This window comes from Leifsonia sp. NPDC014704, from assembly GCF_043083605.1.
Taxonomy (GTDB): domain Bacteria; phylum Actinomycetota; class Actinomycetes; order Actinomycetales; family Microbacteriaceae; genus Leifsonia.
In genome coordinates this window covers 317,679-341,364 of record NZ_JBIBYW010000002.1, presented here as the reverse complement: position 1 = coordinate 341,364, position 23,686 = coordinate 317,679, and the positions used below count along the sequence as shown (strand labels likewise).

Below are 23,686 nucleotides of genomic sequence, written 5' to 3'. Positions count from 1 at the left end.
CCGGCCGTCACGACGTGGTCGCCGGGCGCGCGAATGGGAGGTCGCCTGCGGCGAGGATGCGGCCCGACGCATCCACCGCGAGGACTCCGCGAGCGCCGGAGCGCAGCGCGTGATCGACGCCGTCCGGACCCATCGCGAACACAGTGGTCGCGAGGACATCCGCGACCGTCAGGTCATCGGCCACGACAGTCGCGCTGAGGAGTCCGGCAGCGGGCGAGTCGTTGCGACCGTCGACGATGTGGGCTCCTCGCTCGTAGGCGCCCGAGGTCGCCACAGCCGCATCGGTGACCTGGAGGACGGCGAGCATGGCGGTCGATTCGTACGGAGAGCGGACGCCGACGCTCCACGGTCGCCCGTCTCCCGGGCTGCCCGACACGGCCACGTCCCCGCCGGCGTTGAGGCAGAAGTGGCGGAGGCCGGCCGCGTGCAGCTCTCGTGCTGCGCGGGCAGCCGCCCACCCTTTCACGACCCCATCGAGGTCCCACGAGCCGTCGGGCCGGCGGATGCGGAAGGCGCCTCCCGAGTCGCGTGCTGCGGCCTCGCCGATGGCGACGACCTCGCGGAAGTCGTCGCTGAACCGGGCGTGGTGTTCGGGGGAGGCGTTCGCGCGGCTGACCTCGCTGTCCGGCCGGTAGGTGCTGAAGCGGCGGTCCGCCTCCTGCAACGCCCGGAACGCGCGCTCGGCCGCGGGTCGCGCATCCACGTCGTCCCGCACATCGAGGGACATCGGGATGCCCATGACCGTCTCGAGGAACCTCATCGCTGGTCGATCGCCGACTGCACCGATTGGATGTAGCCCTCGGATGTGTAGGTCGCACCCGACACGGTGTCGATGTTCGCCGACTGCGATGCGAGCACTTCCTGCTGCAGGATCGGGAGGGCCTGGTCGTTGATCTCGATGTCGCGTCCGTCGCGGTCGGGCGACTGAAGGGTCTTCACGGCCGTGATCGTGTTGCCGGAGAACGTGACCTCGACCTGGACCGCGCCGTAGCGGGTCTGGACGGCCGACCCGGTGATCGTGGTCGTCGTCGCCGTCGACGAGCCTGACGAGGATGACGAGTCCGACGGGGTCGGCGTGGACGAAGCTGCCGCCCCGCCACTCGTCGTATCGGACGATTCCGACTCCGACCCGGAGCTCGTCGTCCCGGTGCCCGACGCGGTCGAGTGGACGGATGTGGACGCCGCCGTGACCTGGTCTCCGACGCCGTACAGCTTCAGGCCGACGGTCGCGCCCATGACGACGAGGATGACAGTGAAGAGGACGGTCCCCCGCCAGGATCTGCTGTTCATGACATGCTCAGTTCTTCTCGGTGGATGAAACGCTTGGGCATCCGGAGGGCGCGGAGCGAGCGCTCGACGCGCTCGCCCATCCCTTCGGGCCCGCAGATGAAGGCCTCCCAGTCGTGGAGGTCAGGGATCAGGCCGCGGAGCGGCTCGACGTCGAGCGGGTCGTAGCCGAGTTCCGCACGCCGTCCGACGAGGGGAATGACGGTGACGCCGGGGAGGGCCTGCAACTCGCCGAGCAGGGCGAGGTGCCGCGGTGAGCGGGCCCGGTAGAGGACGACGGGGCGGGCGCCGCGCCGCACCAGCTCTTCGGCCAGGGCGCGGATCGGGCCGATGCCGGCGCCGCCCGCGACCAGCAGGATGCGCGCCCGGCTCGCGCGGTCCGCGGTGAAGCGGCCGAAGGGCCCTTCCGCGAAGACCAGCGAGCCGGGCTTCAGGGCGGGGAGGCGGGTCGAGTGGTCGCCGATGGCTCCGACGGTGATGCGCAGGTAGCCGTTGGCCGGGACCGCCGACACCGAGTACGGATGCGCCGTGCCCAGGTGACCCCAGCTGAGGAAGCGGAACAGGAGGAAGTTGCCCGCACGGACGCCCAGCTGGTCGACCCGCGGTCCGGTCAGCCAGACGCTGTTCACGCCCTCGCTCTCGGGCACGACCGCGGCGACGCGCATCCGCCCCTTCCAGGCGTCGAGCGCCGGCAGGAGGAACCGCCACGTCAGCACCGCGGCCGCGGTGCCCAGGTAGAGCGCGATCCAGAGGATCCGGTTGACGGGGTCGGAGACGAAGTGCGCGCCACCGCTCAGCTGGTGGAAGAAGGTGAGGAAGATCGAGACGTAGGTGGTGACGTGCAGCCAGTACCAGACCTCGTACGACAGCTTCGCGCGGATCAGCCGGGCGCTGCTGAGGCCGACGACCAGGAAGGCGATCGTGCCGACCAGGGCAGTCAGCATGTCCGGGTAGTTCTGCAGGATGCTGACGAACTCCGTCCACGGCGGGTTCTTGTCCACCAGCTCGCCGCCGAAGACCAGGAACAGCACGTGCGCCACGATGAGGAACAGCACGGATGCGCCGAGCGAGCGGTGCCAGGAGACCAGCCGGTCGAGACCGACGGCCTTCTCGAACCACGGCACCCGGGCGATCAACAGCACCTGCGCGCAGACGAGGAACCCGCCGACCATGCCGGCCAGCTCACCGATCGAGGTGAGGGCGTCGGCCGGGGTCGCGGCGAAGCCGGCCGGCACGCTGAACCACCACATCCCGAGCACCGCGACGACGCCGAGCGCAAGGGCGGCACGAACGGTTCTTGCGCCCCGACGCGGGTCGCCGACAGCGTGGCGGCTGCGGCGCGGCGCCGGCGGTGCCGACACGAGAACGCTCAACGTCTGATCCATGTATTCCACGATGCAGACGCATTCTTTGTGGATTCTTACGTGGGCTGGGAGCGCCCTATGCGCACTGTATGAGTTGCGGAAGCCCGCGGCAGGTCAGCCGCCGGCGAACTCGACGGCCGCGGCGGCATGCAGCGCCGTGGTCGGGAAGGTCGGCACGGCTGAGTCCTCCGGCCGCACCAGCAGCTCGATCTCCGTGCAGCCCAGGATGACGCCCTGCGCGCCGCTGGCGACCAGCGCGGCGATGGCATCGCGGTAGACGGCTCGCGAGGCCTCGGTGACCACACCGAGGACGAGTTCGTCGTAGATGATCGCGTCCAGCACGGCCTGCGTCTCCTCGGGCGGGACGATCACGTCGAGGCCGCGCGACTGCAGGCGCTCCCGGTAGAACGGCTCGCGCATGGTGAAGCGCGTTCCCAGCAGGGCGACCCGGTGGACGCCGGCGTCGATGACGGCCGCCGCCGTGACGTCGGCCAGGTGCAGCAGCGGGACGCCGACGGCCGCCTGCACCCGGTCGGCGACCTTGTGCATCGTGTTCGTGCAGATCACCACGCACGAGGCGCCCGCGCCTTCGAGCCGGATCGCTTCCTCGGCCAGGATGTCTCCCGCGCGCTCCCAGTCGCCGGAGGCTTGCAGCCGCTCGATCTCGGCGAAGTCGACCGAGATCATCACCAGATCGGCGGAGTGGAGTCCGCCGAGTCGCTCGCGCACGCCCTCGTTGATCGCCTGGTAGTAGAGAGCGGAGCTCTCCCAGCTCATGCCCCCGAGGAGCCCGATCCGCTTCACGGCCTACTCCTTCTCCACTGCCTTGTTGAACCCGGTCACCGGCTGGCTCTCGTCGAACCCGGCGACGGGCCGACGGAAGCCGCGGGTCAGGAACACGAGGTATGCGAAGCCGATCACCGCCCAGATGATGCCGCCGATCAGCGCGTCGGCGTGAAGGTTCACCCAGAGGATGCCCGTGAGCACCGTCCCGATTCCCGGCAGCAGGATGAACCGGACGATGTCCTTCGCGGTGCGGCGGCGTCCCTTGCGGATCGCGAACCAGGCGATCACCGAGATGTTGACGAAGGTGAACGCGATCAGGGCTCCGAAGTTGATGAAGGCCGAGATCAGCTCCAGCGAGAACGCCATTGCCAGCAGCGAGATCACACCGACCAGCACGATGTTGAAGATGGGCGTTTGCGTCTTGGGGCTGATGTAGCCGAAGAACCGGCGGGGGAGGACGTTGTTGCGTCCCATCACCAGCAGCATCCGGCTGACGGATGCGTGCGACGCGAGCCCCGACGCCAGGGTGGCGCAGAAACCGGCGGAGACGAAGATCGCCTGGAACACCGGACCGCCGACGATGCGTCCGATTTGCGGCAGCGGGTCGTCCGTGAACTCGCCGAACGGCGCGTTGGTCGGGAAGCGGAGCTGGGTGAAGTAGGCGGCGACCAGGAAGATCGCGCCGCCGATGATGACGGTGAAGAGGATGGCGCGCGGCATGATCTTCGGCGTCTTGGCCTCCTCCGCGTACATCGTCACCGCGTCGAAGCCGATGAACGAGAAGCAGACGACCGTCGCCCCGGTCAGGATCGCGCCGAGCGTGACGCCGTCGTGCACGAACGGCTTCACCGAGGCGACCGTGCCGTCACCGGCGCCGCCGGCGAGCTGCACGACGACCATGACGACGAACACGATCATCACGGCGATCGCGAACACGAGCAGGATCATGTTGACGTTCGAGGTGCCGCGCATCGTCACGGCGATGAGGGTGGTGACACCCGCGCAGTAGACGACGACCCAGATCCATCCGGGGACGGCGGGAAACAGCTGCTCCAGGTACAGCCGGATGATGAGGCAGTTCACCATCGGAAGCAGCACGTAGTCGACGAGCGAGGTCCAGCCGACCATGAATCCCAGGTTCGGGTGCATCGACTCGCGTACGTAGGTGTAGGCGGAGCCGGCGCTCGGGATGGCGCCCGCCATCTTGCCGTAGCTGATCGCCGTGAACATCATCACGACGAGCGCGACGAGGTAGGCGGCCGGGACGACGCCGTTCGTCTGCCCGGAGACGATACCGAACGTGTCGAACACCACGGTCGGCGTCATGTAACCCAGGCCGAGCCCGACGATGGCCCACAGCCCGAGGCTGCGCCGCAGCGACGCGCCCTTCGAGGTCGTCGTCGGCAGGGTGGTCGTCACGGGTGTCTCCTTCGGTGCCGGTTCTGGCTGCGGCGACCACGGCATCGTGATGCGGGCGGGGACGCCGACTGCCCCTCGACGTTAGCCGATTCCGCCGCCCGGCTCGGAATTTCGGGCCGGGTGATGCGATGCTGGCAGGGACGAAGGGAACGAGCAGTGGACGACAACGCGTTCTTCGAGCGTGCGATCCTCGCATCGGCCGCCGGCCCCGGCGACGATGACGCCATCCGGCAGCTGGGCGAGCTGTTCGATGCGGACGAGCTGGCGGCGTGGAAAGTGTCATGCACCGCGGCGACGCGGGTCGCCGTCCCGGTGGGGCACGACGACGAGGGCGACCGCTACTGGGCGGACTGGGGCGACTTCGGCATCCGCGGCACCTCGCCGACCTCGTACGAGGAGGCCGTCGCGGACCTCGCCGTGCATGTTCGCTCCTGGGCCGAGGTGCCGGATGACGGGGAGCACGCACTCGGTCGCACCGACGCCGTGCGGGCGCTCGCCGCGGAGGTAGCCGCGCTCGACGACGACGCGCTGGTCACCTACCTGCTCGTCCGGGCGTCCTTCGACCGAGGCCGCCTGACGTTCGGCATCGCCGACTTCGTCGAGGAGGACGGCACCACCACGCAGCGCGCCGTCCCGCTCGACGAGGGCCGCCCTCCGGCCGAGATCGACCTGCCGGTGGACGGGCGCATGAAGACGTACCAGAGGAGCGTCCGTGGCGACCGCGCCGCCTTCTCGCCGGTCGGATCGGGCCCGAGCATCGTGGACACGTTGCGCCAGGAGGACCCGACCGGGGACTTCGATGCCGAGTTCCCCCGACCGGACCTGCGACCGAGGGAGGCGGATCTGTGAAGCCGGACGTGGCGCTCGCCGAGCTCACCGCCGTGCGCACGCTCGCCGGGCCGCGCATCCGGCTGGTCCCCCTCGGACCCGAGCACTTCGACGATGTCTGGGCCGGCCTCGGCGACGAGGAGAACATGCGACTGACCGGGACGCGCGCCGAGTTCACGGAGGAGCTCATCCTCGCGCATCTGTCGCGCATCGGCGCTGCCCCGGACCGCGCCGACTGGGCGATCCTCGACGCGGCAACGGACGGCTTCCTCGGCGAGATCGTGCTCAACGAGCTCGACGAGGACAACGCCTCCATGAACACGCGCATCGCTCTGGCGCCCGGGCAGCCCGGCCGCGGGTACGGCACGGAGGCGATGACCGTCGTGCTCGACCATGCGTTCGGGGAGATCGGCCTGCACCGGGTCGGACTCGACGTCTTCTCCTTCAATCCGCGCGCACTCCGGTCCTATGAGAAGGCCGGGTTCGTCGTGGAAGGACGCCAACGCGACACGCTCTTCTGGGACGGCGAATGGACCGACTCGATCCTGATGAGCGTGCTGAGCAGCGACCCGCGGCCGACGTTCCGCTGACGGCCCTCGGGTCCAGCCCGTTGACAGGGGGAGCGCACGCGGGCACTATCGCGTCCAGGCCAGGAGACACGACGGCCGGCGAGGGAGGTGCACGTGGTGACGTGTGAGGCGGAGGCGCAAGAGCTGTCCCATGCCATCGCCGCGCACGAACTCGAGGTGCACGTCCAGCCGCAGATCGACCTGGCCACCGGCGAGATCGTCGCTGTCGAGGGGCTCAGCCGGTGGACGCATCCCACGCGAGGTCCCATCCCTCCCGCCGAGTTCGTGGCGCTCGCCGAGGCCAGCGGGTCGATCCATGAGCTGGGTCTCTTCGCGTTGCGCGAGTGCTGCCGCATCGGTCGGGACTGGCGCGCACGGGGGTATCAGATCGCCGTGGCCGTCAACGTCTCGCCCCTGCAGTTGGAGACGGACCGCTTCTTCGACGAGCTGGAGCGGCAGCTCGCCGAGTCGGGGCTCCCTCCCGCCGACCTCATCGTCGAGGTCACCGAGGCGGAGCGCATCGAGGACTACGCCGTTGTCGCCGGCCGTCTGGACATCGTCCAGCAGTGGGGCGTCACCGTATCGATCGACGACTTCGGGACGGGGCACTCGTCTATCGAACGGGCGGTCGGAGTCCACGCCCGGGAGCTGAAGCTGGACCGCAGCCTGGTGGCACGCGGCGACTGGCAGGCCGTCGGGGACGCCGTCGCCGTTGCGCAGGCCAGTGGGATGCGCGTGGTCGCTGAGGGCATTGAGACCCGCGAGCAGCTGGAACGGATTCGGACGGCGGGGTGCGACCGTGCGCAGGGGTACTACATCGCGCGTCCGTGTCCTCCCGATGAACTCGGGAATTGGCTTCAGCCGTTCGTGCGGTAAATTCAATACGACCCTCGCCGCGTAGCGGCCAGCCATCCGAAGGAGAGTGCGGTGCGGCCCATTGCTGCGGACGATCTGCCCTGCGCACTCGTAGAGCTCGATCCGGATGGGCGCATCCTGGATGCGAACGAGGTCTTCCTCGCCTGGACCGGCCTCTCGATGGTGGAGCTCACTGGGCGGCCCTTCAGTTCTCTGCGCACTCGTATCAACGCCGTCGGCGGCCGGTCCGAGGGCCTCGTCCGGCTGGCCCACGTCGACGGGTCGTCCCGTCCGGTGATCGTGGGACGCCGGCCCTCCGGCGACGGCTCCGGTGAACTGCTGACGCTGGTGGACGCGACGGAACGGGCCGAGCACGAGCAGGCGATGGTCCGGTCCCACGCGCTCCAGGAGCGTACCCGCATCCGACTCGAGCTGATCATCGACTCCTCGATCGCCTTCTCGGCGACCACGACCGAACAGGCACTCGTCGACATCCTGGCCACGACCGTCGCCAAGGCGTATCAGGCAGAGCAGTCCGCGGTGTTCCTGCTCGATGAGCTCGGCGCGTTCGTCCAGGCGTCCGGCAGCAACCCTTTGCGCTCGGCCGAGCAGACGGATTCGCTTATCGCGCAGGCGGCGCGTCTTCGCCGAGTGGTCGCGATCAGCGGAGCGGCGGCCGCCGACGAGCTCGCGCCGGTGCTCGGGCAGGCGATGCGCGACGCGGGCGTCGACGCCGTGCTCGTCGCTCCCATCCATCACGATGACATGCTGTTCGGCGTCTTCGTGGCGTTCTTCCTGCATCCCCGCCAGTTCGACTCCGAGGCGGCACCGCTGGCGGACGCGCTCGCCGGCCAGGCGGCGCAGACCATCACGACCCTGCGCCTGCAGCGGCAGCTGGAGCATGCCGCGACGCATGACGAGACGACGGGCCTCCCCAACAGACGCCTTCTCGAGACGCAGCTCGTCGCGTATCAGAACTCGGCCTCCGCCCTCATCGCGACACTGTTCATCGACCTCGACGGCTTCAAGCGCGTGAACGACAGCCTCGGCCATCACATCGGCGACCTTCTGCTCCGCGAGGTGGGCGAGCGGCTGCAGACCGCCGTGCGGCAGGAGGATCTGGTCGCGCGCTACGGGGGCGACGAGTTCGTGGTGGTGTGTGAAGTCCCCGACGTCGCTGCAGCAGAGGACGTCGCAGACCGCATCCGCCGCTTCATCGAGCAGCCCTTCCAGGACATCCCCGAAGGCTTCCCGATCAGCGCGAGCATCGGCATGTCGCTCGCGCGCACGCAGGACCCGGGATGGAACCCGGACCGGCTCATCCGCGAGGCCGACCACGCGATGTACTCGGCGAAGAACGCGGGAGGCAACCGCGTCGTGGGCGCCTCGCTCGCCTGACGATTGCGTCAGCGGTCGTCCGAGGCGTCGGCGTCCTCCCGCACCCGGCGGGCCTCGTCGATCAGCGCCTCCTCCTTGTCCGCCGACTTCTCACTGAGCCGCGTGTCGCGAGGCGGCAGCTGGATGGTCTCCTCGGCCTCCATCCCGGCCTGCAGCTCGCGTCCGCGTTCGGTCTCGGCGTCGAACTCCGCGCCGAACAGCAGCGCGAGGTTCGCGATCCAGACCCACAGCAGGAAGACGATCACCCCGGCAAGCGGGCCGTACGTCTTCTCGTAGTTCGCGAACGTCGCGACGTAGAACGCGAACAGGAAGGTGGCGACGGCGAGCACGACGATCGCGATGATCGCGCCCATGCTGATCCAGCGGAACTTGGGCTGACGGGCGTTGGGCGCGGCGTAGTAGAGGATCGCGATGATCAGGACCACCACGATGAGAAGCAGCGGCCACTTCGCGATCTCCCAGGCGATGCGCGGCGCCGAGCCGAGGCCCAGGGCGTCGCCGATGGCGCGGGTCACGGGACCGGAGACGACGAGGATGAGCGCGACGATCGTCACGAGCACCACGGTGATGACCGTCACGAGCAACTGTTGCGGCTTGAGCTTCCAGAACGGCCGGCCCTCGTCGATCTCGTAGATGCGGTTCATCGCGCGTGAGAACGCGCCGACGTATCCGGAGGCGGACCAGATCGCGAGCACGATGCCGGCGACGAGCGCGAAGCCGGAGGCGGGAGAGTTCACGGCGTTCTCGATCGGACCGCGCAACAGCTGGGCGGTCGAGCCCGGCGCGACGCCCGTGATGATGCCGAGGATCGCATCCGTCGCCGACTTGCCCTGCCCGAGCACGCCGAGCAGCGAGACCAGCGCGATCAGCCCGGGGAAGAGCGACAGGATGCCGTAGTAGGTCAGGGAGGCGGCGATATCGGTGCACTTATCGGTGCTGAACTCGCGGAAGGTGCGCTTGAGCACCAGCTTCCACGACGATCCTTCGAGGTGGGGAGGGCTGTCCGGCTTGCGGGAGTCCTCGGGGGAGGGGGCATCGGCCAGGCGCTTGCTGGCCCCGACGTCGCTCATCGTGCTGGTCCTCTCGGTTGCGCGTCGCTGACAGGACGGCTGGTGGGAAAAGAGAAGCGCGGCGGAGGCCCGGGGGAGGCCTTCCGCCGCGCTTCGTCGTGGGTGCTACTGGTCGGACTGCAAGCGCTGTCCGGACTGCTTGGCGTCGTCGGCGACGTCGGAGGCGCGATCGGTGGCCTCCTCCTTCACGGTGGACACCCCCTCCTGCGCGGTCTCCTTGACCGACTGCACAGCCTGCTGCGCCGGCTCCTTGAGGTCATCGGCGACCTGCTTGCCGACCTCGGCGGCCTCGTGGAGCAGTGGCTGCGCGGCATCCTTCGCTGCGGATGCCAGCTCCTGCTCCTTGTTGCTCGGCGGGATGAGGGAGGCGATCAGCGCACCGACGCCGAAGGCGATGAGGCCGACGGCGAGCGGGTTGCCCTGCGCCTTGTCGACGACGGTTCGGCCCGCGTCGGCCACGGAGCTGCCGGCGTCGGAGACGGCGCCCCCCACGCCGCTGCGGACGTCGTCGGCGGATCCCATGATCCGCTCGCTGACGGAATGGAAGGCGCCCTTCACCTTGCGCGTCTGGCGCTGGGCGATCTTGCTGGGCGTGACCTTATCGGCCAGGGCGTCCACGTCACCGCTCAGATTGCGGCGCGTCGCCTCGATGTCGGCGCGGATCGCGTCGGGGTCGTCGCTCATCGGTTCTCCTCATTTCGCTTCAGTGTCTCGGGAAATTCTTTGACCGTCTCCACGGTCTGGGGGGCACCCTTGACGGTCTCGAGCTGCTTGCGACCGCGCAGGTACAGGATCAGTGCGACGACGCCCCAGATGACCGCGACGATCACCGCGGACCAGGCGTTGCCGACCAGGTAGCCGAGCGCCCACCACAGGGCGATCGACAGGAAGAAGACGGCCATGAGGCCGGCGTAACCCGCGCCGCCGAGCAGCCCAGCGCCCTTGCCGGCGCGCGTTACGGTCTGCTTGATCTCGGCTTTCGCGAGTTCCATCTCCTGGCGGATCAGGGTGGAGAGGTCGCGACTGACCTCTCCGAGCAGCTCGCCCAGCGAACTGTTCGCTGCTTGCTGCTCCGAAGGGGTGGGTTGATCGGTCATGCCCGGCCTCCGGTGTACCCGGCGCCCGGCAGCTCGGGAAGGTCGTTGCCGGAGTCGTCGTAGAGGTCACCCGTCGCGGTGCCGTAGCCGCCGGCCGTGGGGCCGGTGCCCACGCCGCCGAGGCCGGTGGTGTCGGCTCCGGTGACATCGGGGCTGGGTGCCAGGCCGGTCGTCCCGGCGGTGCCCGTCGATGAGCCCGTGCTGCCGGAGTCGTCCCCGCCGCTGGCGAGCGCACGGGTGAGCCGGCCCGCGAGCGCCCCCGCGATGGCCGCCGCGGCGATGAAGGTGCCCGGGTTGCGCCGCGCGTACGACTTCACCTCGTTGAGCAGCGAGCCGGGGTCGCGCTCGTTCAGCCAGCCCGCGATCGCGTGGGTGCGCTGCGCGGCCTGCCGGACGAGGTCGGTCGCCAGGCCGCCCGACTCGGAGGAGGAGGCCATCTGGTCGAGCTCGTCGCCCACGGAGCGGAGGCCGCTGGCGACCCGCTCCTGCTGCTGTGCGGCCTGGGTCCGGAGCTCCTCCTGCGTCTGGCGGTAGAGGTCCTTCGCCTGCGACTTCGCCTCGCCTGCGACGTTCTTGGCCTGTTCCTTGGCGGTGGCCGCGACGTCCTTGCCGGCCTCTGCGGCGGAGCCTGCGACGCGCCCCGCTTCCTCGCGGACGCCGCCCTGGTCACCGGTCGAGGCACCGCCGCTCAGGTCACCGCCGCTCCGGGCGTCGCCGCTCAGCGAGCCGCCTGTCGGCTGCACCGTCTCGGGAAGGCCGGCCTCCGGCTCGAGCGCGTCGCGTCTGCTGTCGAAGATCGGTGTGTCCGCGGACTGGTCGTCTGACATGGTCATGACTGCCGTTTCCTTTCGGTGGATGTGTCCGGTTGGGATGTGAGGCCCACTCAAGACATGCGAGAGAAGCGGGTCCAGTGATTGACCGTCCCCCCGACGGGGGGTATCCGTGCGTGGAGGACTGCCCTCAGGCTCGGGCGGCGACTACGGTGGCGCGCATGGATGTAGAGAACTGGCTGCTCGACTCCGACCCGGCCATCCGCTGGCAGGTGCTCCGGGACCTGGTGGGAGCCTCTCCGGAGCAGGTGGCCGCCGAGCGCGCCCGCGTGGCGACGGAGGGCTGGGGCGCGACCTTCCTGGCCGAGCAGGCGGAGGACGGACTCTGGGACGGCGGCACGTACCGGCCGGGGTGGATCCCGCCGGAGCGTGACGGCTTCGACGCATGGAGCGGCACTCACTTCAGCCTGCAGCAGCTCGTGGACTTCGGTCTCGATCCGACGAGCGAGCAGGCCCGCCGGGCCGTAGCCCGCGTCCGTGAGAATGTTCGCTGGGAGCACGCCGGCGAGCCCTACTTCGACGGCGAGACCGAGCCGTGCATCAATGGCGTCGCCCTGACGATCGCCGCCTACTTCGGCGAGGGAGGCGACCGCATCGCCGAGACGCTCGTCGGCTCCCGGCTGGACGACGGCGGCTGGAACTGCTGGGCCGAGTACGGCGCCCGGGTGTCGTCCTTCCACTCCACGATCTGCGCCGTCGAGGGACTACGCGCGTGGATGCGCGCCGGCGGCGCTGAGGCGCGCGCGACCGAGGTCGTCGAAGCCGGTGAGGAATACCTCCTCGAGCGCGGCCTCTACCGGAGGCGCACGGACGGCTCCATCCCGGACCCGAGGATCACGATGCTGTCGTATCCCGTGCGCTGGTATCACGACATCCTGCGCGGGTTGGAGCACTTCCGGCTGCAGGACCGCCGCGACCCGCGCCTGGCGGACGCCGTCGATCTGGTCCGCGGCAAGGCCGACGCCGACGGCCGCTGGGTGCTCGAGAACATCCACGAGGGTCCGGTGATCGTCGAGTTCGACATGGAGGGGTTCCAGAGCAAGTGGGTGACGCTGCGGGCGCTCCGGGTCCTGCGGTGGTGGGACGCCGCCTGACGCCGGGCCACTGACGCCGGACTACCGGCGCCAGACGGCCCTGCTCACGGCTTGACGGCGGTCAGATCGTCGACCATCAGCGTGACCGGCGCGTTCACGACCCCGCCGGAGAGGTACCCGGTCACCGCCAGTCCGCCCGCACCTTGCAGTGCGGCCGTGCTGTCCATGGCCGACCGCTGCCAGGCGGACGGCTCGGGGGTGCCGTCGGCCCACGCCTTCGTCTCGATGAGCGTCGGGGCGGTCCCGGTAGTCCGCATCCGCACGTTCAGCCGCATACCCGCGGTGTAGGTGACGTTCGGAACGGTGGCCGACGTCTGCACGACGACCTCGTTCCCGCCGTTCTGATCGACGCGCACGATCTGGATGGTCACCTTGCCCGCCGACGAGATGATCACCTTGGACCCGTAGGAGCCGGTCGTCGCGATCCGCCGTCCCTGGACCGTCACATACACGTTGCCCGAGGAGGGCAGTTTGTCGATCGCCAGCGCGAGCCGGAGGTCGATGCCGGTCGCGCTGACTCCGGGAAGCCGGGCGGTGCCGCCTGAGCCCGCGGGCAGCTGGATGCGTCCCGTCCCGCCCGAGACCGAATACAGGCTGGAGCTGCCCGAGACCGACCAGTTCCCACCGGTCGGGGCGGTTCCCCAGCCGTTGGTCACGGCGCGCTCGAATGGATCGGCGGCGAGCGTGTCGGCAGGCGGGGGTGGCGCTGTCACGGTAACCGTGCGCGTGGTCGACGCTGTCGCCCCGCCGTCGTCCAGCACGGTCAGTCGAGCGGTGTAGGTGCCGGCGACGGCGTAGGTGTGCGTGATCGTGCCGCCGGTGCCGGACGAGCCGTCGCCGAAGTCCCAGGCGAACGAGGTGATCGCGCCGTCCGGATCGGTCGAGCCCGTTCCATCCAGCGAGCAGGTCAGGTCGGCGCAGGAGGAGGCGAACACGGCGTTCGGTGGCTGGTTGCCGGCGGCGGGCGGCCCGATGGAGAAGCCGTCCGTGAACGACGGCCCCGCGGCCCGGACGAACGACGCCGTCAGCTGACTCGCGGTCGCGCTGACGTCGAGCGAGCCGTAGAGCGGTGTCGCGGCGCTGCCGTACGAGGCGGCGAAGTAGCCGGCCTCGCTGTCGGCCGGGTGGACCTCGTAGTTGCCGTTGCCGCCCGTCCCGACCGTCGCGAAGACGGTTCCCGCACCCTTCACCAGCGTCCCGTCCGCGTCCGCCACGCATGCCGCGGTGTATGTTCCGGGCGCGATCGCCGGGCACGCTGCTCCCGTCGCCAGCTGCTTCGTGCGCTGGTAGAGGTGCTCGTGGCCGGTGAGCACCAGATCCACGCGCTTCGACACCAGCAGGTTGAGGATGTCGGCCCCGGCCTCGCAGGGGTAGTCGCCCAGCGAAAGACAGGGTTTGTGCATTCCGACCACGACCCATGGCGTGCCGGCCGCGCGGGCTCCGTCGATGGCGGCCTGCGTCCACGCGTAGTGCGAGGTGCCCGATGCGTACGTCCAGGTGCCGTCCGAGAAGGGGAGGCCGGGGGAGATCATGATGAAGCGCACAAGGGGAGCGCCCTGCGGGACGTCGACGTAGTACTCGCGGCCGTACGTTCCGACCGCTCCGGGGAGCTGGTTCGGGAGGCAGGCGGAGAAGTCGTTGATGTTGCCGTTCTGCCCGCTGCTCTCGTGGTTGCCCGAGACCAGTTCGAAGGGGAAGCCTGCGCCGGTCCGGCTGGTGACGAGGTCGCACCAGGCCTTCTCCTGGCCGGTGGCACCGTAGGAGAGGTCGCCGAGGGCGAGGTGCAGGTCCGGGCTGAGGTTCTTGATGCCCGCGAGCACCGCCTGCGCCGCGGTGCCCGGACCGTAGTCGCCCGATGCGGTGAAGTGGACGCTGCCCGCTCCCGCCGCGACCCCCTGGACGCTCTGCGGCACGCTGACGCTGAGGATGACGGCAGCGGCGGCCAGCCCCGCCACGGTCACGAATCGATGCTTGCCCATCGCCGACGCTCCCCGGCCCGTTCCGTCGCGGGCCTGTCGCGGCACAGGCTAGCGCGACGTGACGCCCACGGGGAGTAGAAGACGAGGTTTGCTCATGAATTTATGACGGCGTAGTGGAGTCCGATCGTCCCTCCGGCGAAGACGCGTTCCTCGAGGAGTGACAGCGAGAGGAACCGTCCCTGGGGGAGGGCCGGGGTGCCCCCGCCGACCGCGACCGGGACGAGGATCAGCCAGACCTCGTCCACCAGCCCGGCTGCAAAGGCCGCGGCGGCGAGCGTCGGCCCGCCGATGGAGACATCGCGGTCGGCGTCCGCGACGATACGGCGGACCTCGTCCGGATCGAACCGCGTCAGCAACCGCGTCTTCGGCGTCGTCACCTCGTTCAGCGTGGACGAGAACACCACCTTCTCTGCGCTCTGCCACACTCCGGCGTAGTCGGCGATCACCGGCTCGTCGCTGTCGCCCATGTCCTGCCAGGCCCGCATGGTCTCGTACATCCTCCCGCCGTACAGATAGGTGCCGATGCCGCGTTCGAGGTCGTTGACGAACGCGTGCACCTCTGGATCGGGATGCGCCCAGTCGAACGATCCGGAGCTGTCGACCGTGTAGCCGTCGACCGAGGCGATGGCCGAGAGGAGGAGACGTCCCATGCAGGGACTCTAGGGGCGGGCGAACGCCGGGGCCAGAGCCCGGATCACCCGACTGTCAGCCGATCTGCGGCAGAAGAGCCTTCAGAGCCCGCAGCTCGTCGTCGAAGATCCACGGCACCGCCACATCGAGCAGCAGTCCGATCCCGATCATCAGGAGGGTCGCGCCCGCCGCGATGAGAACGAGTGTGACGAGCAGCTGCAGGTACGGGTTGCCGGTGACGGCGGCGAGCAGCCCCCGCGCTCGCCGCCGCACCGGCACCGATGCCGTACCGAGTGTCGGTGCGGTTCGCAGTCCGTGTCCCAGTGTCGTCATCGGTCTCCCCCTTCGCGTCGACGCTCGAGACGGGAGCTCGAGCGGACATGTCCGAGTCAACCGGGTGCGCGCTCGGCGGGCATCGACCGCAGGTAGGGATGGGGTCATCCCTGGGGATGATCCCGGTGTCCGTCAGGAGGGGTCGATGGTGCACCCGCAGCCGTCGGCCGGCTCGGGGATGCGGTGCTCGGCCCCGGCGAGACGGCGGGCGAGGAGGTTCCTGCGGCGCTCCAGGGCGGCGATCGCCGCATCCAGCTCGGCGAGTCCGTCGCGGTAGGCGTCGCGCGAGGCGGGGCATTCGTCGCTGTGCGCGTGGCCAGAGCCGAGGCAGTCGATAAACGGGCGCGCCTTGCTCGGCGGGATGCCTGTCGCGGCCAGCTCGCGGATCTCGAGCACAGCGCGCAGGTGATCGTCGCCGTACTCGCGGTAGCCGTTGCCGAGACGGTCGGGCGACACGAGCCCGAGCCTCTCGTAGTACCGCACGGCCTTGACCGTGACACCCGCCCGCTCGGCCAGTTCGCTGATGCGCATGTCGCCCTCCGCTGTCAGCGTAGACCTTGCCCTGCGGGTCAGGGTCCAGATGGCGTACACTTTTTGTTAGTGCACTAATGAATCGAGGGATCATGGCCGGACGCTTCGCCAGCTGGTATTCGCGGTGGAACGAGAAGCTCATCCGCATCGCCGGTCCGGCGCAGCTCGGCGCAGGCCACCCGGAGGCGCCGGAGCAGCGTTCCGCCGCAGCGGCGTGCCCGATGTGCGGCCGCCCGATGACCGAGCACGAGGTGCTCCGGCCCGGCGGCCAGCGCGACGCGACGCGGCTGGTGTGCCCCGCGCCCGTTCAGGCGGCCTGAGCCCGCATCATCCGGTGCGGACGGCCGCGCCGATGATCGTCTGAAGGCTTTCGCGCAGATTCTCGAGTTCCGAGACCGGCAGGCCGAGCCGCTCCACGATGCGCGGCGGGATCTTCTCCGCCTCCGCGCGGAGCGCCCGCCCGGACTCCGTCAGACGTACCTCGAGCGCACGCTCGTCGGCGGCACTCCGCCGCCGCTCGACATAGCCCGTCGCTTCCAGGCGCTTCAGCAGAGGGGAGAGGGTGGCCGGCTCCAGTGCGAGGGTGTCGCTGAGGTCCTTCACCGACCGCGGCTCGCGCTCCCACAGCGCCAGCATCACGAGGTACTGCGGATGTGTCAGCGACAGCGGTTCGAGCACCGGCCGGTAGAGCGCGATGACGCTCCGCGCAGCGACGGCGAGGCCGAAGCACACCTGGTTCTCGAGCGCGAGGAGGTCATCGGACATCCGGCCATTGTATGGCTGGGTGCCTGCCTCAATACTCATCGGTGCGCCGCTCGACGCGCTGGCCGGTGACGGGGTCGATGCCGTCCTGCCGGATCGACGTGCGGGGTCTGCGCCGCAAGGCGAACGCCAGCGAGATGACGAACACGACCAGGCCGGCTCCCATGAGGATGTACCCGGTGATCTTCAGGTCGATCCAGCTCACCTGCACCTGCAGGGCGAAGGCCAGGATGAGACCGACGACGAAGATGAAGATGCCGCTTCCGATGCCCATGCGCACGCTCCTTCACGTCCGGGCCTCAAGCTACTCCCCGTCGGGCCGGAGCGCATCACACCGGTCGGTCGGTGCGACCGGAGTCACTCGGCGCGCGAGAACTCGGACGCCCGGGCCACCTGCTCCGGCGTGAGCTGCACGCCTGTGTAGCGCTCGAACTGGCGAGCCGCCTGCAGAGCGATCACCTCGGCGCCGGTGATGACCGCGGTCTCCCTCGCTCGCGCTGCACGGATCAGCGGCGTCTCGGACGGGAATGCGACGACGTCGAACACGGTCGTCGCGCGCTCGATGAACGCCTCGTCGAACGCCATCACGTCCTCCGCGTCGCCGCGCATCCCGAGCGGCGTCACGTTGACGATGACATCGAACCCGGGCTCCGGGTCCTCCGCCACCCACTCGTAGCCGTACCGCTCCGCGAGGGCGGGACCGGCCTCGGCGTTGCGTGCGAGGACCGTCAGCTCGTCGAATCCTGCGCCGCGGAACGCCGCGACAACGGCCTTCGCCATGCCGCCCGACCCGCGCACCAGCACCCGCTGGGCGGTGTCGACCTCGTGCTCGGTGAGCAACTGGGCCACGGCCTCGTAGTCGGTGTTGGAGGCGGTCAGCAGACCGTCTTCGTTCACGACGGTGTTCACGGACTCGATGGCCACGGCCGACGCCTCGAGGTTGTCGACCAGCGGGATGATCGCCTCCTTGAACGGCATGGAGACCGAGCATCCGCGGATCCCGAGCGCGCGGATGCCCCGCACGGCGCCCTCCAGGTCGTCCGTCGTGAACGCCTTATAGACGAAGTTCAGGCCGAGCTCGTCGTACAGGAAGTTGTGGAAACGCGTCCCGATGTTGCTGGGGCGACCGGCGAGTGAGATGCAGACCTGCATGTCCTTGTTCAGGATGGGCATGCGTCCATCATCGCAGCAGCTGTCAGCATTCTCGGGTCCGTCACCCGATCTGGGGCCGACTGTTGCGTTCACAGCTTGACTCCAACACCCCGATCGTTCACGCTTATCGCTATGACCGCCACTCAGGGGCTGATCCCTCGTGGCGCACGCAATCCCGGGTCGCAGGGCGCACTGAGGCACTTGAACCAGGAACGACTCGTCGAGTTCCTCCTGGCCAATGGACCGTCCACCCAGGCTGAGCTGGCGCGCGGGACCGGCCTGTCCACCGCCACCGTGTCGAACATCGTTCGCGACATGGCGGCCAAGGGCGTGGTCGCGACCTCCCCGGTGACCTCGAGCGGGCGACGGGCGCTGCTCGTGCAGCTCACCGACACCGGCGACATCGCCGTCGGCGTCGACTTCGGCCGCCGCCACGTGCGGATCGTCCTCACCACCCTCGGCTACGACGTCATCGCCGAGGAGCAGGTGGCGCTCGAACCCGGCTACGACGTGCTCGGCGCGGTGCGCGAGGCGGCGCGGCTGCTCGACCGAATGCTCGCGGAGGGCGGCCATGACCGCGAGTCGGTGCTCGCCGTCGGCGTCGGCATCCCCGGCCCCATCGACCGCCGCACCGGCACGGTACTGCAGGGTGCCATCCTCCCCGAATGGGTCGGAATCACCCGGCGGGAGCTGGAGGACGTGTTCGGCTTCCCTGTCGTCGTCGACAACGACGCCAACCTGGGTGCTCTGGCGGAGGTCACCTGGGGAGCGAATCGCGGAGAGCGCAACCTGATCTTCGTCAAGATCGGCACCGGGATCGGCGCCGGTCTCATCCTGAACGGCCAGCCGTACTACGGGTTCCTCGGCATCACGGGCGAACTCGGTCACACCCCGGTCGCGGAGCACGGCGTCATCTGCCGCTGCGGCAACCGCGGCTGCCTGGAGACGATCGCGTCGACCAGCGTGATGCTCGAGTCGCTCGGGCGGGGCGACGGCGCTCGCACGGCCGCGGACATCCTGCGCCGCGGCCTCGACAAGGACCCCGCCGTCCTGCGGGTCGTCAGCGACGCGGGCACGGCGATCGGGCAGGCGATCGGCAACATCGCGAACGTGATCAACCCCGAGCTCGTGCTCATCGGCGGACCGTTGGTCGGCCTGGGCGACGCGCTGCTCGACCCGATCCGGCACGGGATCCGGCAGAATGCCATCCCGATCATCGCCGGCACGACCACCGTCCGGATCTCGTCGCTAGGCGACCGCGCCGAATCGCTCGGAGCAGCCGCGATCGTCATCAAGGGCGCCCTCGCCGGGCAAGAGGGCTGACACCTCCCGGCCGGTCTCAGGCCGTTATCGCATCGTTGTCTTCACTATTTGACGACAAGTGAGAAGATAGCGTTTACTACTTAGGCACATCCATTCCCGAGCCCGCAAGGAGCGACGATGCCGTCGAACGCAGTCATCCTCGAGATGCGCGCGATCACCAAGGAGTTCCCGGGGGTCAAAGCGCTCGAGGATGTCTCCCTCACCGTCCACGCCGACGAGATCCACGCGATCTGCGGCGAGAACGGCGCAGGGAAGTCCACCCTCATGAAGGTCCTCTCCGGCGTGTACCCCTATGGGACGTACAGCGGAGACATCGTCTACCAGGGCGACGTGATGCGGTTCAAGGACATCAAGTCCAGCGAGCAGCAGGGGATCGTGATCATCCACCAGGAGCTCGCGCTCATCCCCGAGCTGTCGATCACCGAGAACATCTTCCTCGGCAACGAGCCCGGCCGCGGCGGTGTCATCAACTGGGGCGAAGCGAAGCGTCGTGCCGTCGAGCTACTTGCGCGCGTCGGCCTCTCCGACGACCCGGACACCCAGATCAAGAACATCGGTGTCGGCAAGCAGCAGCTCGTCGAGATCGCGAAGGCACTCAACAAGAACGTCAAGCTCCTCATCCTCGACGAGCCCACCGCGGCGCTGAACGAGGCCGAGTCGCAGCACCTCCTCGACCTGATTCTCGGGCTGAAGGGTCGCGGGATCAGCTCCATCATCATCAGCCACAAGCTCAACGAGATCGAGCGCGTGGCCGACCAGATCACCATCATCCGCGACGGCCGCGCCATCGAGACGCTCGACGTCAAGGCCGACGGCGTCGACGAGGACCGCATCATCCGCGGCATGGTCGGCCGCACGCTCGAGAGCCGCTTCCCGGAGCGCACGCCCGACATCGGCGAGAAGTTCTTCGAGGTGCGCAACTGGGTCGTCCAGCACCCGCAGGTCCCCGACCGCCTCGTGGTCAAGAACTCGAGCTTCTACGTCCGTCGCGGTGAGATCGTCGGCTTCGCCGGCCTCATGGGCGCCGGTCGCACGGAACTCGCGATGAGCGTCTTCGGTCACTCCTACGGCACCTGGGTCTCGGGCGAGATCTACAAGGACGGCAAGGAGATCCGCGTCCGCAACGTCTCCGAGGCCATCGACAACGGCATGGCCTACGTGAGCGAGGACCGCAAGGTGCTCGGCCTCAACCTCCTCGACGACATCAAGCAGTCCGTCGTCGCGGCGAAGCTCAAGAAGATCGCCAAGCGCGGCGTCGTGGACGACCTCCAGGAGTACGCCGTCGCCGACGAGTACCGCAAGCTCCTGCGCATCCGCACGCCCGACGTCGACCGCGGTGTCTCCACGCTCTCCGGAGGCAACCAGCAGAAGGTCGTCCTGGCGAAGTGGATGTTCACCGACCCGGACATCCTGATCCTGGACGAGCCGACGCGAGGCATCGACGTCGGCGCCAAGTTCGAGATCTACGGGATCATCCAGCAGCTGGCCGCGCAGGGCAAGGGCGTCATCGTGATCTCGTCGGAGCTGCCGGAGTTGCTGGGCATCTCCGACCGCATCTACACGATCTTCGAGGGTCAGATCACCAACGAGTTCCCCATCGCCGAGGCGACCCCCGAGACGCTCCTGAAGAGCATGACCTCAGCCAAGAAGTCCCCATTCACGGAAAGTGCGGCCCGATAGCCATGACCACTCAGATCCCTGACACGAAGAAGTCCGGAGGACTGCGCGACCTCGGCAAGATGTTCGGAGGCGGCCAGTCCACCGGCCGTCAGTTCGGCATCCTGGGCGCCCTCGTCGTCATCATCATCCTGTTCGAGATCCTCACCGGCGGAACGACGCTCGAGCCGGTGAACCTCATCAACCTGGTGAACCAGAACGCCTACGTGCTCATCCTCGCGATCGGCATGGTCATGGTGATCATCGCGGGCCACATCGACCTGTCGGTCGGTTCCGTGGCGGCGCTGGTCGGCATCATCGTCGCCAAGGCGATGACGGACTGGAACCTCCCCTGGCCGTTCGCAATCGTCCTCGGCCTGCTCGTCGGTGTGGCCATCGGCGCCTGGCAGGGCTGGTGGGTCGCGTACGTCGGCGTCCCCGCGTTCATCGTGACCCTGGCCGGCATGCTCATCTTCCGCGGCCTCAACCAGCTGATCGGAAACGCGAACACCATCCCGGTGCCGGACGGCTTCACCTTCATCGGCGGCGGCTACCTGCCGGAGTGGGGCCCCAACACGGGCTTCAACAACTCCACGCTGCTGCTCGGCCTGATCATCGCGGTCGTCATCGCACTGCTCGAGGTCCGCACCCGCCGCAACCAGACCAAGATGGGCTCCGAGAAGGCGCCGCTCTGGGTGAGCGTGTTCAAGGTGGTCGTGCTCGACGCCGTCGTGCTCTACGCGACCTTCCTGTTCGCGAGCGGCCGCGTCGGCACCTCGTTCCCGGTGTCTGGCATCATTCTCGGCATCCTGATCATCGTCTACTCGTTCGTCACCCGCAGCACCATCTTCGGTCGCCACATCTACGCGGTCGGCGGCAACTGGCACGCGGCGGAGCTGTCCGGCGTGAAGATCAAGCGCGTCAACTTCTTCGTGATGATGAACATGTCCGTGCTCGCCGCGCTGGCCGGCATGGTCGCCGTCGCCCGCTCGGTCTCCTCCGGCCCGCAGGACGGCCTCGGCTGGGAGCTCGACGCGATCGCCGCAGTGTTCATCGGTGGCGCCGCAGTCTCCGGCGGTATCGGAACCGTCGCCGGCTCCATCGTCGGTGGTCTCGTCATCGCCGTCCTCAACAACGGCCTGCAGCTGCTCGGCGTCACGAGTGACAAGGTCCAGATCATCAAGGGTCTCGTGCTGCTGATCGCGGTCGGCATCGACGTCTACTCGAAGCGCCGTGGCGGCCCCTCGTTGATCGGCAGGATGTTCGGCGGCGGCAAGACGCAGGAGGCGAACGCCGCCGGCGCAGACCAGCCCGCCGTCGTTCCCACCGCGGACGAGGCCGAGGACAGCTCCCGCTCCCTCACCTCCTGATTCTTTTCCCTTCCCCCTGCACCATCCAACACAGAGAAAGAGAAACGCAATGCGCAAAATCGCACTCGCGACAGTGGCTGTCGCAGCTGCCGCCGCGCTGGCCCTGTCCGGCTGCTCCAGCCGCGGCTCCGACAGCGGTTCGTCGGCTTCCGGCTTCGCCAAGGACTCGACCATCGGTGTCGCCCTCCCGACTAAGACGTCGGAGAACTGGGTGCTCGCCGGTGGCCTGTTCGAGGACGGCCTGAAGGAGGCCGGCTTTAAGGACGACGTGCAGTACGCCGGTGGTTCGGGCGTGTCCGACCAGCAGTCGCAGATCCAGTCGATGATCACCAACGGCGCCAAGGTCGTCATCATCGGCGCCGTCGACGGCGGCCAGCTCGCCGCGCAGGCCAAGGCCGCGCACGACGCCGGCGCGGTCGTGATCGCGTACGACCGCCTCATCCTCAACACGAACGACGTCGACTACTACGTCGCGTACGACAACGAGAAGGTCGGCGAGCTGCAGGGTCAGGCCCTGCTCGACGGCATGAAGGCCAAGTTCCCGGACAAGAAGAGCTACAACATCGAGCTCTTCTCCGGCTCGCCGGACGACGCCAACTCGGCCGTCTTCTTCAACGGCGCGATGAAGGTCCTCAAGCCGAAGATCGAGGACGGCACGCTGAAGGTCGTCTCCGGTCAGACCGAGATCAAGCAGACCGCGACCCAGGGCTGGCTGCCGCAGAACGCGCAGACCCGCATGGACACGCTGCTCGCGAAGAACTACGCGTCGACCGAGCTCGACGGCGTGCTGTCGCCGAACGACACCCTGGCCCGCGCCATCCTCACCTCGGTGAAGGGTGCAGGCAAGCCGACCCCGATCGTCACCGGTCAGGACTCGGAGGCCGAGTCGGTCAAGTCCATCATGGCGGGCGAGCAGTACTCGACCATCAACAAGGACACCCGCAACCTGGTCAAGCAGGCCATCACCATGGTGAAGGACCTGCAGCAGGGCAAGAAGCCGGAGATCAACGACGACAAGTCGTACGACAACGGCAAGAAGGTCGTCCCGGCCTTCCTGCTGAAGCCGGTCATCGTCACCAAGGAGAACGCGGCCGAGGCGTACGCCAACGACCCGACCCTGGAGCCGCTGACCAAGTAACGGTTCTCACACCTCGCGTGTGAACACGAAAGGGGCCGGAGTGCGATGCACTCCGGCCCCTTTCCCGATCCGTCCCCCGACAGGATCGGTCCCCCTGGCCGAGCTTGATCACAGGCTAGGGCGCGGCGTGCGGGGCCGGCATCGGTGGCAGCACGGATATGCGCTCCGTGCCTACCCGACCTGGCTGGTATGTTAGAACAGGTATGAGCCGTTTC

General features: G+C 68.7%; 26 protein-coding genes. 10 read left to right on the top strand and 16 right to left on the bottom strand.

The window, feature by feature from the left end:
- Positions 1 to 7: 7 nt before the first annotated feature.
- The 5 genes from ACF1AJ_RS13145 to ACF1AJ_RS13125 form a co-directional block, all read right to left on the bottom strand.
- The gene (locus tag ACF1AJ_RS13145; RefSeq protein ID WP_391507756.1) at positions 8 to 760 is read right to left on the bottom strand and encodes an FAD:protein FMN transferase; all 753 of its coding nucleotides are present in this window, start codon (positions 758 to 760) and stop codon (positions 8 to 10) included.
- Entirely contained in the window at positions 757 to 1,290 is a 534-nt protein-coding gene (locus ACF1AJ_RS13140; RefSeq protein ID WP_391507755.1) for an FMN-binding protein, read from the bottom strand. The genes ACF1AJ_RS13145 and ACF1AJ_RS13140 overlap by 4 nt, the downstream gene beginning before the upstream one ends.
- Entirely contained in the window at positions 1,287 to 2,672 is a 1,386-nt protein-coding gene (locus tag ACF1AJ_RS13135) for a ferric reductase-like transmembrane domain-containing protein (protein ID WP_391507754.1), read from the bottom strand. Before ACF1AJ_RS13135 ends, ACF1AJ_RS13140 begins: the two co-directional genes overlap by 4 nt.
- A gap of 93 nt (positions 2,673 to 2,765) precedes the next feature.
- Positions 2,766 to 3,455 carry an aspartate/glutamate racemase family protein gene (locus tag ACF1AJ_RS13130; RefSeq protein WP_391507753.1) on the bottom strand — a complete coding sequence of 230 codons (690 nt, stop codon included), beginning with the start codon at positions 3,453 to 3,455 and terminating at the stop codon, positions 2,766 to 2,768.
- A 3-nt stretch (positions 3,456 to 3,458) separates the two neighbouring features.
- Entirely contained in the window at positions 3,459 to 4,856 is a 1,398-nt protein-coding gene (locus ACF1AJ_RS13125) for an APC family permease (RefSeq protein ID WP_391507752.1), read from the bottom strand.
- Positions 4,857 to 5,012: 156 nt separating this feature from the next.
- Between ACF1AJ_RS13125 and ACF1AJ_RS13120 the strand changes: the two genes are divergently transcribed.
- The 4 genes from ACF1AJ_RS13120 (at position 5,013) to ACF1AJ_RS13105 (ending at position 8,506) form a co-directional block, all read left to right on the top strand.
- A complete protein-coding gene (locus ACF1AJ_RS13120) occupies positions 5,013 to 5,705 on the top strand; it encodes a hypothetical protein (protein ID WP_391507751.1) in 693 nt (230 codons plus the stop codon).
- Positions 5,702 to 6,274: a GNAT family N-acetyltransferase gene (locus ACF1AJ_RS13115; RefSeq protein ID WP_391507750.1), complete on the top strand. Its 573-nt coding sequence runs from the start codon at positions 5,702 to 5,704 to the stop codon at positions 6,272 to 6,274. Before ACF1AJ_RS13120 ends, ACF1AJ_RS13115 begins: the two co-directional genes overlap by 4 nt.
- A 93-nt stretch (positions 6,275 to 6,367) precedes the next feature.
- Entirely contained in the window at positions 6,368 to 7,129 is a 762-nt protein-coding gene (locus ACF1AJ_RS13110; protein WP_391507749.1) for an EAL domain-containing protein, read from the top strand.
- A gap of 51 nt (positions 7,130 to 7,180) precedes the next feature.
- Complete coding sequence (locus ACF1AJ_RS13105; protein ID WP_391507748.1) at positions 7,181 to 8,506, top strand: diguanylate cyclase domain-containing protein; 1,326 nt, start codon at positions 7,181 to 7,183, stop codon at positions 8,504 to 8,506.
- Between the two features lie 8 nt (positions 8,507 to 8,514).
- Here the strand turns inward: ACF1AJ_RS13105 and ACF1AJ_RS13100 are convergent, their stop codons facing one another.
- From ACF1AJ_RS13100 to ACF1AJ_RS13085, 4 genes are all read right to left on the bottom strand, one after another.
- A complete protein-coding gene (locus ACF1AJ_RS13100; protein ID WP_309855565.1) occupies positions 8,515 to 9,576 on the bottom strand; it encodes a YihY/virulence factor BrkB family protein in 1,062 nt (353 codons plus the stop codon).
- Positions 9,577 to 9,681: 105 nt separating this feature from the next.
- Positions 9,682 to 10,260 (bottom strand): DUF3618 domain-containing protein, encoded by a 579-nt coding sequence (locus ACF1AJ_RS13095; protein WP_391507747.1) that lies wholly within the window; start codon positions 10,258 to 10,260, stop codon positions 9,682 to 9,684.
- Positions 10,257 to 10,673: a phage holin family protein gene (locus ACF1AJ_RS13090; RefSeq protein ID WP_018189081.1), complete on the bottom strand. Its 417-nt coding sequence runs from the start codon at positions 10,671 to 10,673 to the stop codon at positions 10,257 to 10,259. The genes ACF1AJ_RS13095 and ACF1AJ_RS13090 overlap by 4 nt, the downstream gene beginning before the upstream one ends.
- Positions 10,670 to 11,506, bottom strand: a complete 837-nt coding sequence (locus tag ACF1AJ_RS13085) for a hypothetical protein (RefSeq protein ID WP_391507746.1) — start codon at positions 11,504 to 11,506, stop codon at positions 10,670 to 10,672. Before ACF1AJ_RS13085 ends, ACF1AJ_RS13090 begins: the two co-directional genes overlap by 4 nt.
- A 158-nt stretch (positions 11,507 to 11,664) precedes the next feature.
- On the opposite strand from ACF1AJ_RS13085, the gene ACF1AJ_RS13080 reads away from it, so the two are divergent.
- Positions 11,665 to 12,597: a hypothetical protein gene (locus ACF1AJ_RS13080; protein ID WP_391507745.1), complete on the top strand. Its 933-nt coding sequence runs from the start codon at positions 11,665 to 11,667 to the stop codon at positions 12,595 to 12,597.
- Positions 12,598 to 12,641: 44 nt separating this feature from the next.
- Here ACF1AJ_RS13080 and ACF1AJ_RS13075 read toward each other — a convergent pair whose 3' ends face one another.
- The 4 genes from ACF1AJ_RS13075 to ACF1AJ_RS13060 all read right to left on the bottom strand — a co-directional run bounded on the left by ACF1AJ_RS13075 (position 12,642) and on the right by ACF1AJ_RS13060 (position 16,070).
- Positions 12,642 to 14,558, bottom strand: a complete 1,917-nt coding sequence (locus ACF1AJ_RS13075; RefSeq protein WP_391507744.1) for a PKD domain-containing protein — start codon at positions 14,556 to 14,558, stop codon at positions 12,642 to 12,644.
- 110 nt (positions 14,559 to 14,668) lie between these two features.
- Positions 14,669 to 15,226, bottom strand: coding sequence for a dihydrofolate reductase family protein (locus ACF1AJ_RS13070; protein ID WP_391507743.1), 558 nt, complete (start codon positions 15,224 to 15,226; stop codon positions 14,669 to 14,671).
- Between the two features lie 55 nt (positions 15,227 to 15,281).
- A complete protein-coding gene (locus ACF1AJ_RS13065) occupies positions 15,282 to 15,539 on the bottom strand; it encodes a hypothetical protein (protein WP_391507742.1) in 258 nt (85 codons plus the stop codon).
- 132 nt (positions 15,540 to 15,671) lie between these two features.
- The gene (locus tag ACF1AJ_RS13060; RefSeq protein ID WP_391507741.1) at positions 15,672 to 16,070 is read right to left on the bottom strand and encodes a MerR family transcriptional regulator; all 399 of its coding nucleotides are present in this window, start codon (positions 16,068 to 16,070) and stop codon (positions 15,672 to 15,674) included.
- Between the two features lie 92 nt (positions 16,071 to 16,162).
- Between ACF1AJ_RS13060 and ACF1AJ_RS13055 the strand changes: the two genes are divergently transcribed.
- A complete protein-coding gene (locus tag ACF1AJ_RS13055) occupies positions 16,163 to 16,390 on the top strand; it encodes a hypothetical protein (RefSeq protein ID WP_391507740.1) in 228 nt (75 codons plus the stop codon).
- A 7-nt stretch (positions 16,391 to 16,397) separates the two neighbouring features.
- Here the strand turns inward: ACF1AJ_RS13055 and ACF1AJ_RS13050 are convergent, their stop codons facing one another.
- From ACF1AJ_RS13050 to ACF1AJ_RS13040, 3 genes are all read right to left on the bottom strand, one after another.
- Positions 16,398 to 16,835 carry a MarR family winged helix-turn-helix transcriptional regulator gene (locus ACF1AJ_RS13050; RefSeq protein WP_020076139.1) on the bottom strand — a complete coding sequence of 146 codons (438 nt, stop codon included), beginning with the start codon at positions 16,833 to 16,835 and terminating at the stop codon, positions 16,398 to 16,400.
- A 28-nt stretch (positions 16,836 to 16,863) separates the two neighbouring features.
- Positions 16,864 to 17,106 carry a DUF6458 family protein gene (locus ACF1AJ_RS13045; RefSeq protein WP_391507739.1) on the bottom strand — a complete coding sequence of 81 codons (243 nt, stop codon included), beginning with the start codon at positions 17,104 to 17,106 and terminating at the stop codon, positions 16,864 to 16,866.
- 83 nt (positions 17,107 to 17,189) lie between these two features.
- Positions 17,190 to 18,005 carry a shikimate 5-dehydrogenase gene (locus ACF1AJ_RS13040; RefSeq protein WP_391507738.1) on the bottom strand — a complete coding sequence of 272 codons (816 nt, stop codon included), beginning with the start codon at positions 18,003 to 18,005 and terminating at the stop codon, positions 17,190 to 17,192.
- A gap of 111 nt (positions 18,006 to 18,116) precedes the next feature.
- On the opposite strand from ACF1AJ_RS13040, the gene ACF1AJ_RS13035 reads away from it, so the two are divergent.
- The 4 genes from ACF1AJ_RS13035 (at position 18,117) to ACF1AJ_RS13020 (ending at position 23,471) form a co-directional block, all read left to right on the top strand.
- Positions 18,117 to 19,307: an ROK family transcriptional regulator gene (locus tag ACF1AJ_RS13035; RefSeq protein WP_309855581.1), complete on the top strand. Its 1,191-nt coding sequence runs from the start codon at positions 18,117 to 18,119 to the stop codon at positions 19,305 to 19,307.
- A 117-nt stretch (positions 19,308 to 19,424) separates the two neighbouring features.
- Entirely contained in the window at positions 19,425 to 20,987 is a 1,563-nt protein-coding gene (gene mmsA, locus ACF1AJ_RS13030; RefSeq protein ID WP_309855582.1) for a multiple monosaccharide ABC transporter ATP-binding protein, read from the top strand.
- Between the two features lie 2 nt (positions 20,988 to 20,989).
- A complete protein-coding gene (mmsB, locus tag ACF1AJ_RS13025; protein WP_391507737.1) occupies positions 20,990 to 22,333 on the top strand; it encodes a multiple monosaccharide ABC transporter permease in 1,344 nt (447 codons plus the stop codon).
- Positions 22,334 to 22,382: 49 nt separating this feature from the next.
- Positions 22,383 to 23,471, top strand: coding sequence for a substrate-binding domain-containing protein (locus ACF1AJ_RS13020; RefSeq protein ID WP_391507736.1), 1,089 nt, complete (start codon positions 22,383 to 22,385; stop codon positions 23,469 to 23,471).
- Positions 23,472 to 23,686 lie beyond the last annotated feature (215 nt).

Bases quoted from the DNA above. Each gene is read 5' to 3' on its own strand.
- ACF1AJ_RS13100 (WP_309855565.1), bottom strand. From the start codon at position 9,576: ATGAGCGACGTCGGGGCCAGCAAGCGCCTGGCCGATGCCCCCTCCCCC.
- ACF1AJ_RS13145 (WP_391507756.1), bottom strand. From the start codon at position 760: ATGAGGTTCCTCGAGACGGTCATGGGCATCCCGATGTCCCTCGATGTG.
- ACF1AJ_RS13020 (WP_391507736.1), top strand. From the start codon at position 22,383: ATGCGCAAAATCGCACTCGCGACAGTGGCTGTCGCAGCTGCCGCCGCG.
- ACF1AJ_RS13050 (WP_020076139.1), bottom strand. From the start codon at position 16,835: ATGTCCGATGACCTCCTCGCGCTCGAGAACCAGGTGTGCTTCGGCCTC.
- mmsA (WP_309855582.1), top strand. From the start codon at position 19,425: ATGCCGTCGAACGCAGTCATCCTCGAGATGCGCGCGATCACCAAGGAG.
- ACF1AJ_RS13045 (WP_391507739.1), bottom strand. From the start codon at position 17,106: ATGGGCATCGGAAGCGGCATCTTCATCTTCGTCGTCGGTCTCATCCTG.
- ACF1AJ_RS13135 (WP_391507754.1), bottom strand. From the start codon at position 2,672: ATGGATCAGACGTTGAGCGTTCTCGTGTCGGCACCGCCGGCGCCGCGC.
- ACF1AJ_RS13070 (WP_391507743.1), bottom strand. From the start codon at position 15,226: ATGGGACGTCTCCTCCTCTCGGCCATCGCCTCGGTCGACGGCTACACG.
- ACF1AJ_RS13080 (WP_391507745.1), top strand. From the start codon at position 11,665: ATGGATGTAGAGAACTGGCTGCTCGACTCCGACCCGGCCATCCGCTGG.
- ACF1AJ_RS13085 (WP_391507746.1), bottom strand. From the start codon at position 11,506: ATGACCATGTCAGACGACCAGTCCGCGGACACACCGATCTTCGACAGC.
- mmsB (WP_391507737.1), top strand. From the start codon at position 20,990: ATGACCACTCAGATCCCTGACACGAAGAAGTCCGGAGGACTGCGCGAC.
- ACF1AJ_RS13040 (WP_391507738.1), bottom strand. From the start codon at position 18,005: ATGCCCATCCTGAACAAGGACATGCAGGTCTGCATCTCACTCGCCGGT.
- ACF1AJ_RS13090 (WP_018189081.1), bottom strand. From the start codon at position 10,673: ATGACCGATCAACCCACCCCTTCGGAGCAGCAAGCAGCGAACAGTTCG.
- ACF1AJ_RS13095 (WP_391507747.1), bottom strand. From the start codon at position 10,260: ATGAGCGACGACCCCGACGCGATCCGCGCCGACATCGAGGCGACGCGC.
- ACF1AJ_RS13035 (WP_309855581.1), top strand. From the start codon at position 18,117: ATGACCGCCACTCAGGGGCTGATCCCTCGTGGCGCACGCAATCCCGGG.
- ACF1AJ_RS13140 (WP_391507755.1), bottom strand. From the start codon at position 1,290: ATGAACAGCAGATCCTGGCGGGGGACCGTCCTCTTCACTGTCATCCTC.
- ACF1AJ_RS13060 (WP_391507741.1), bottom strand. From the start codon at position 16,070: ATGCGCATCAGCGAACTGGCCGAGCGGGCGGGTGTCACGGTCAAGGCC.
- ACF1AJ_RS13065 (WP_391507742.1), bottom strand. From the start codon at position 15,539: ATGACGACACTGGGACACGGACTGCGAACCGCACCGACACTCGGTACG.
- ACF1AJ_RS13055 (WP_391507740.1), top strand. From the start codon at position 16,163: ATGGCCGGACGCTTCGCCAGCTGGTATTCGCGGTGGAACGAGAAGCTC.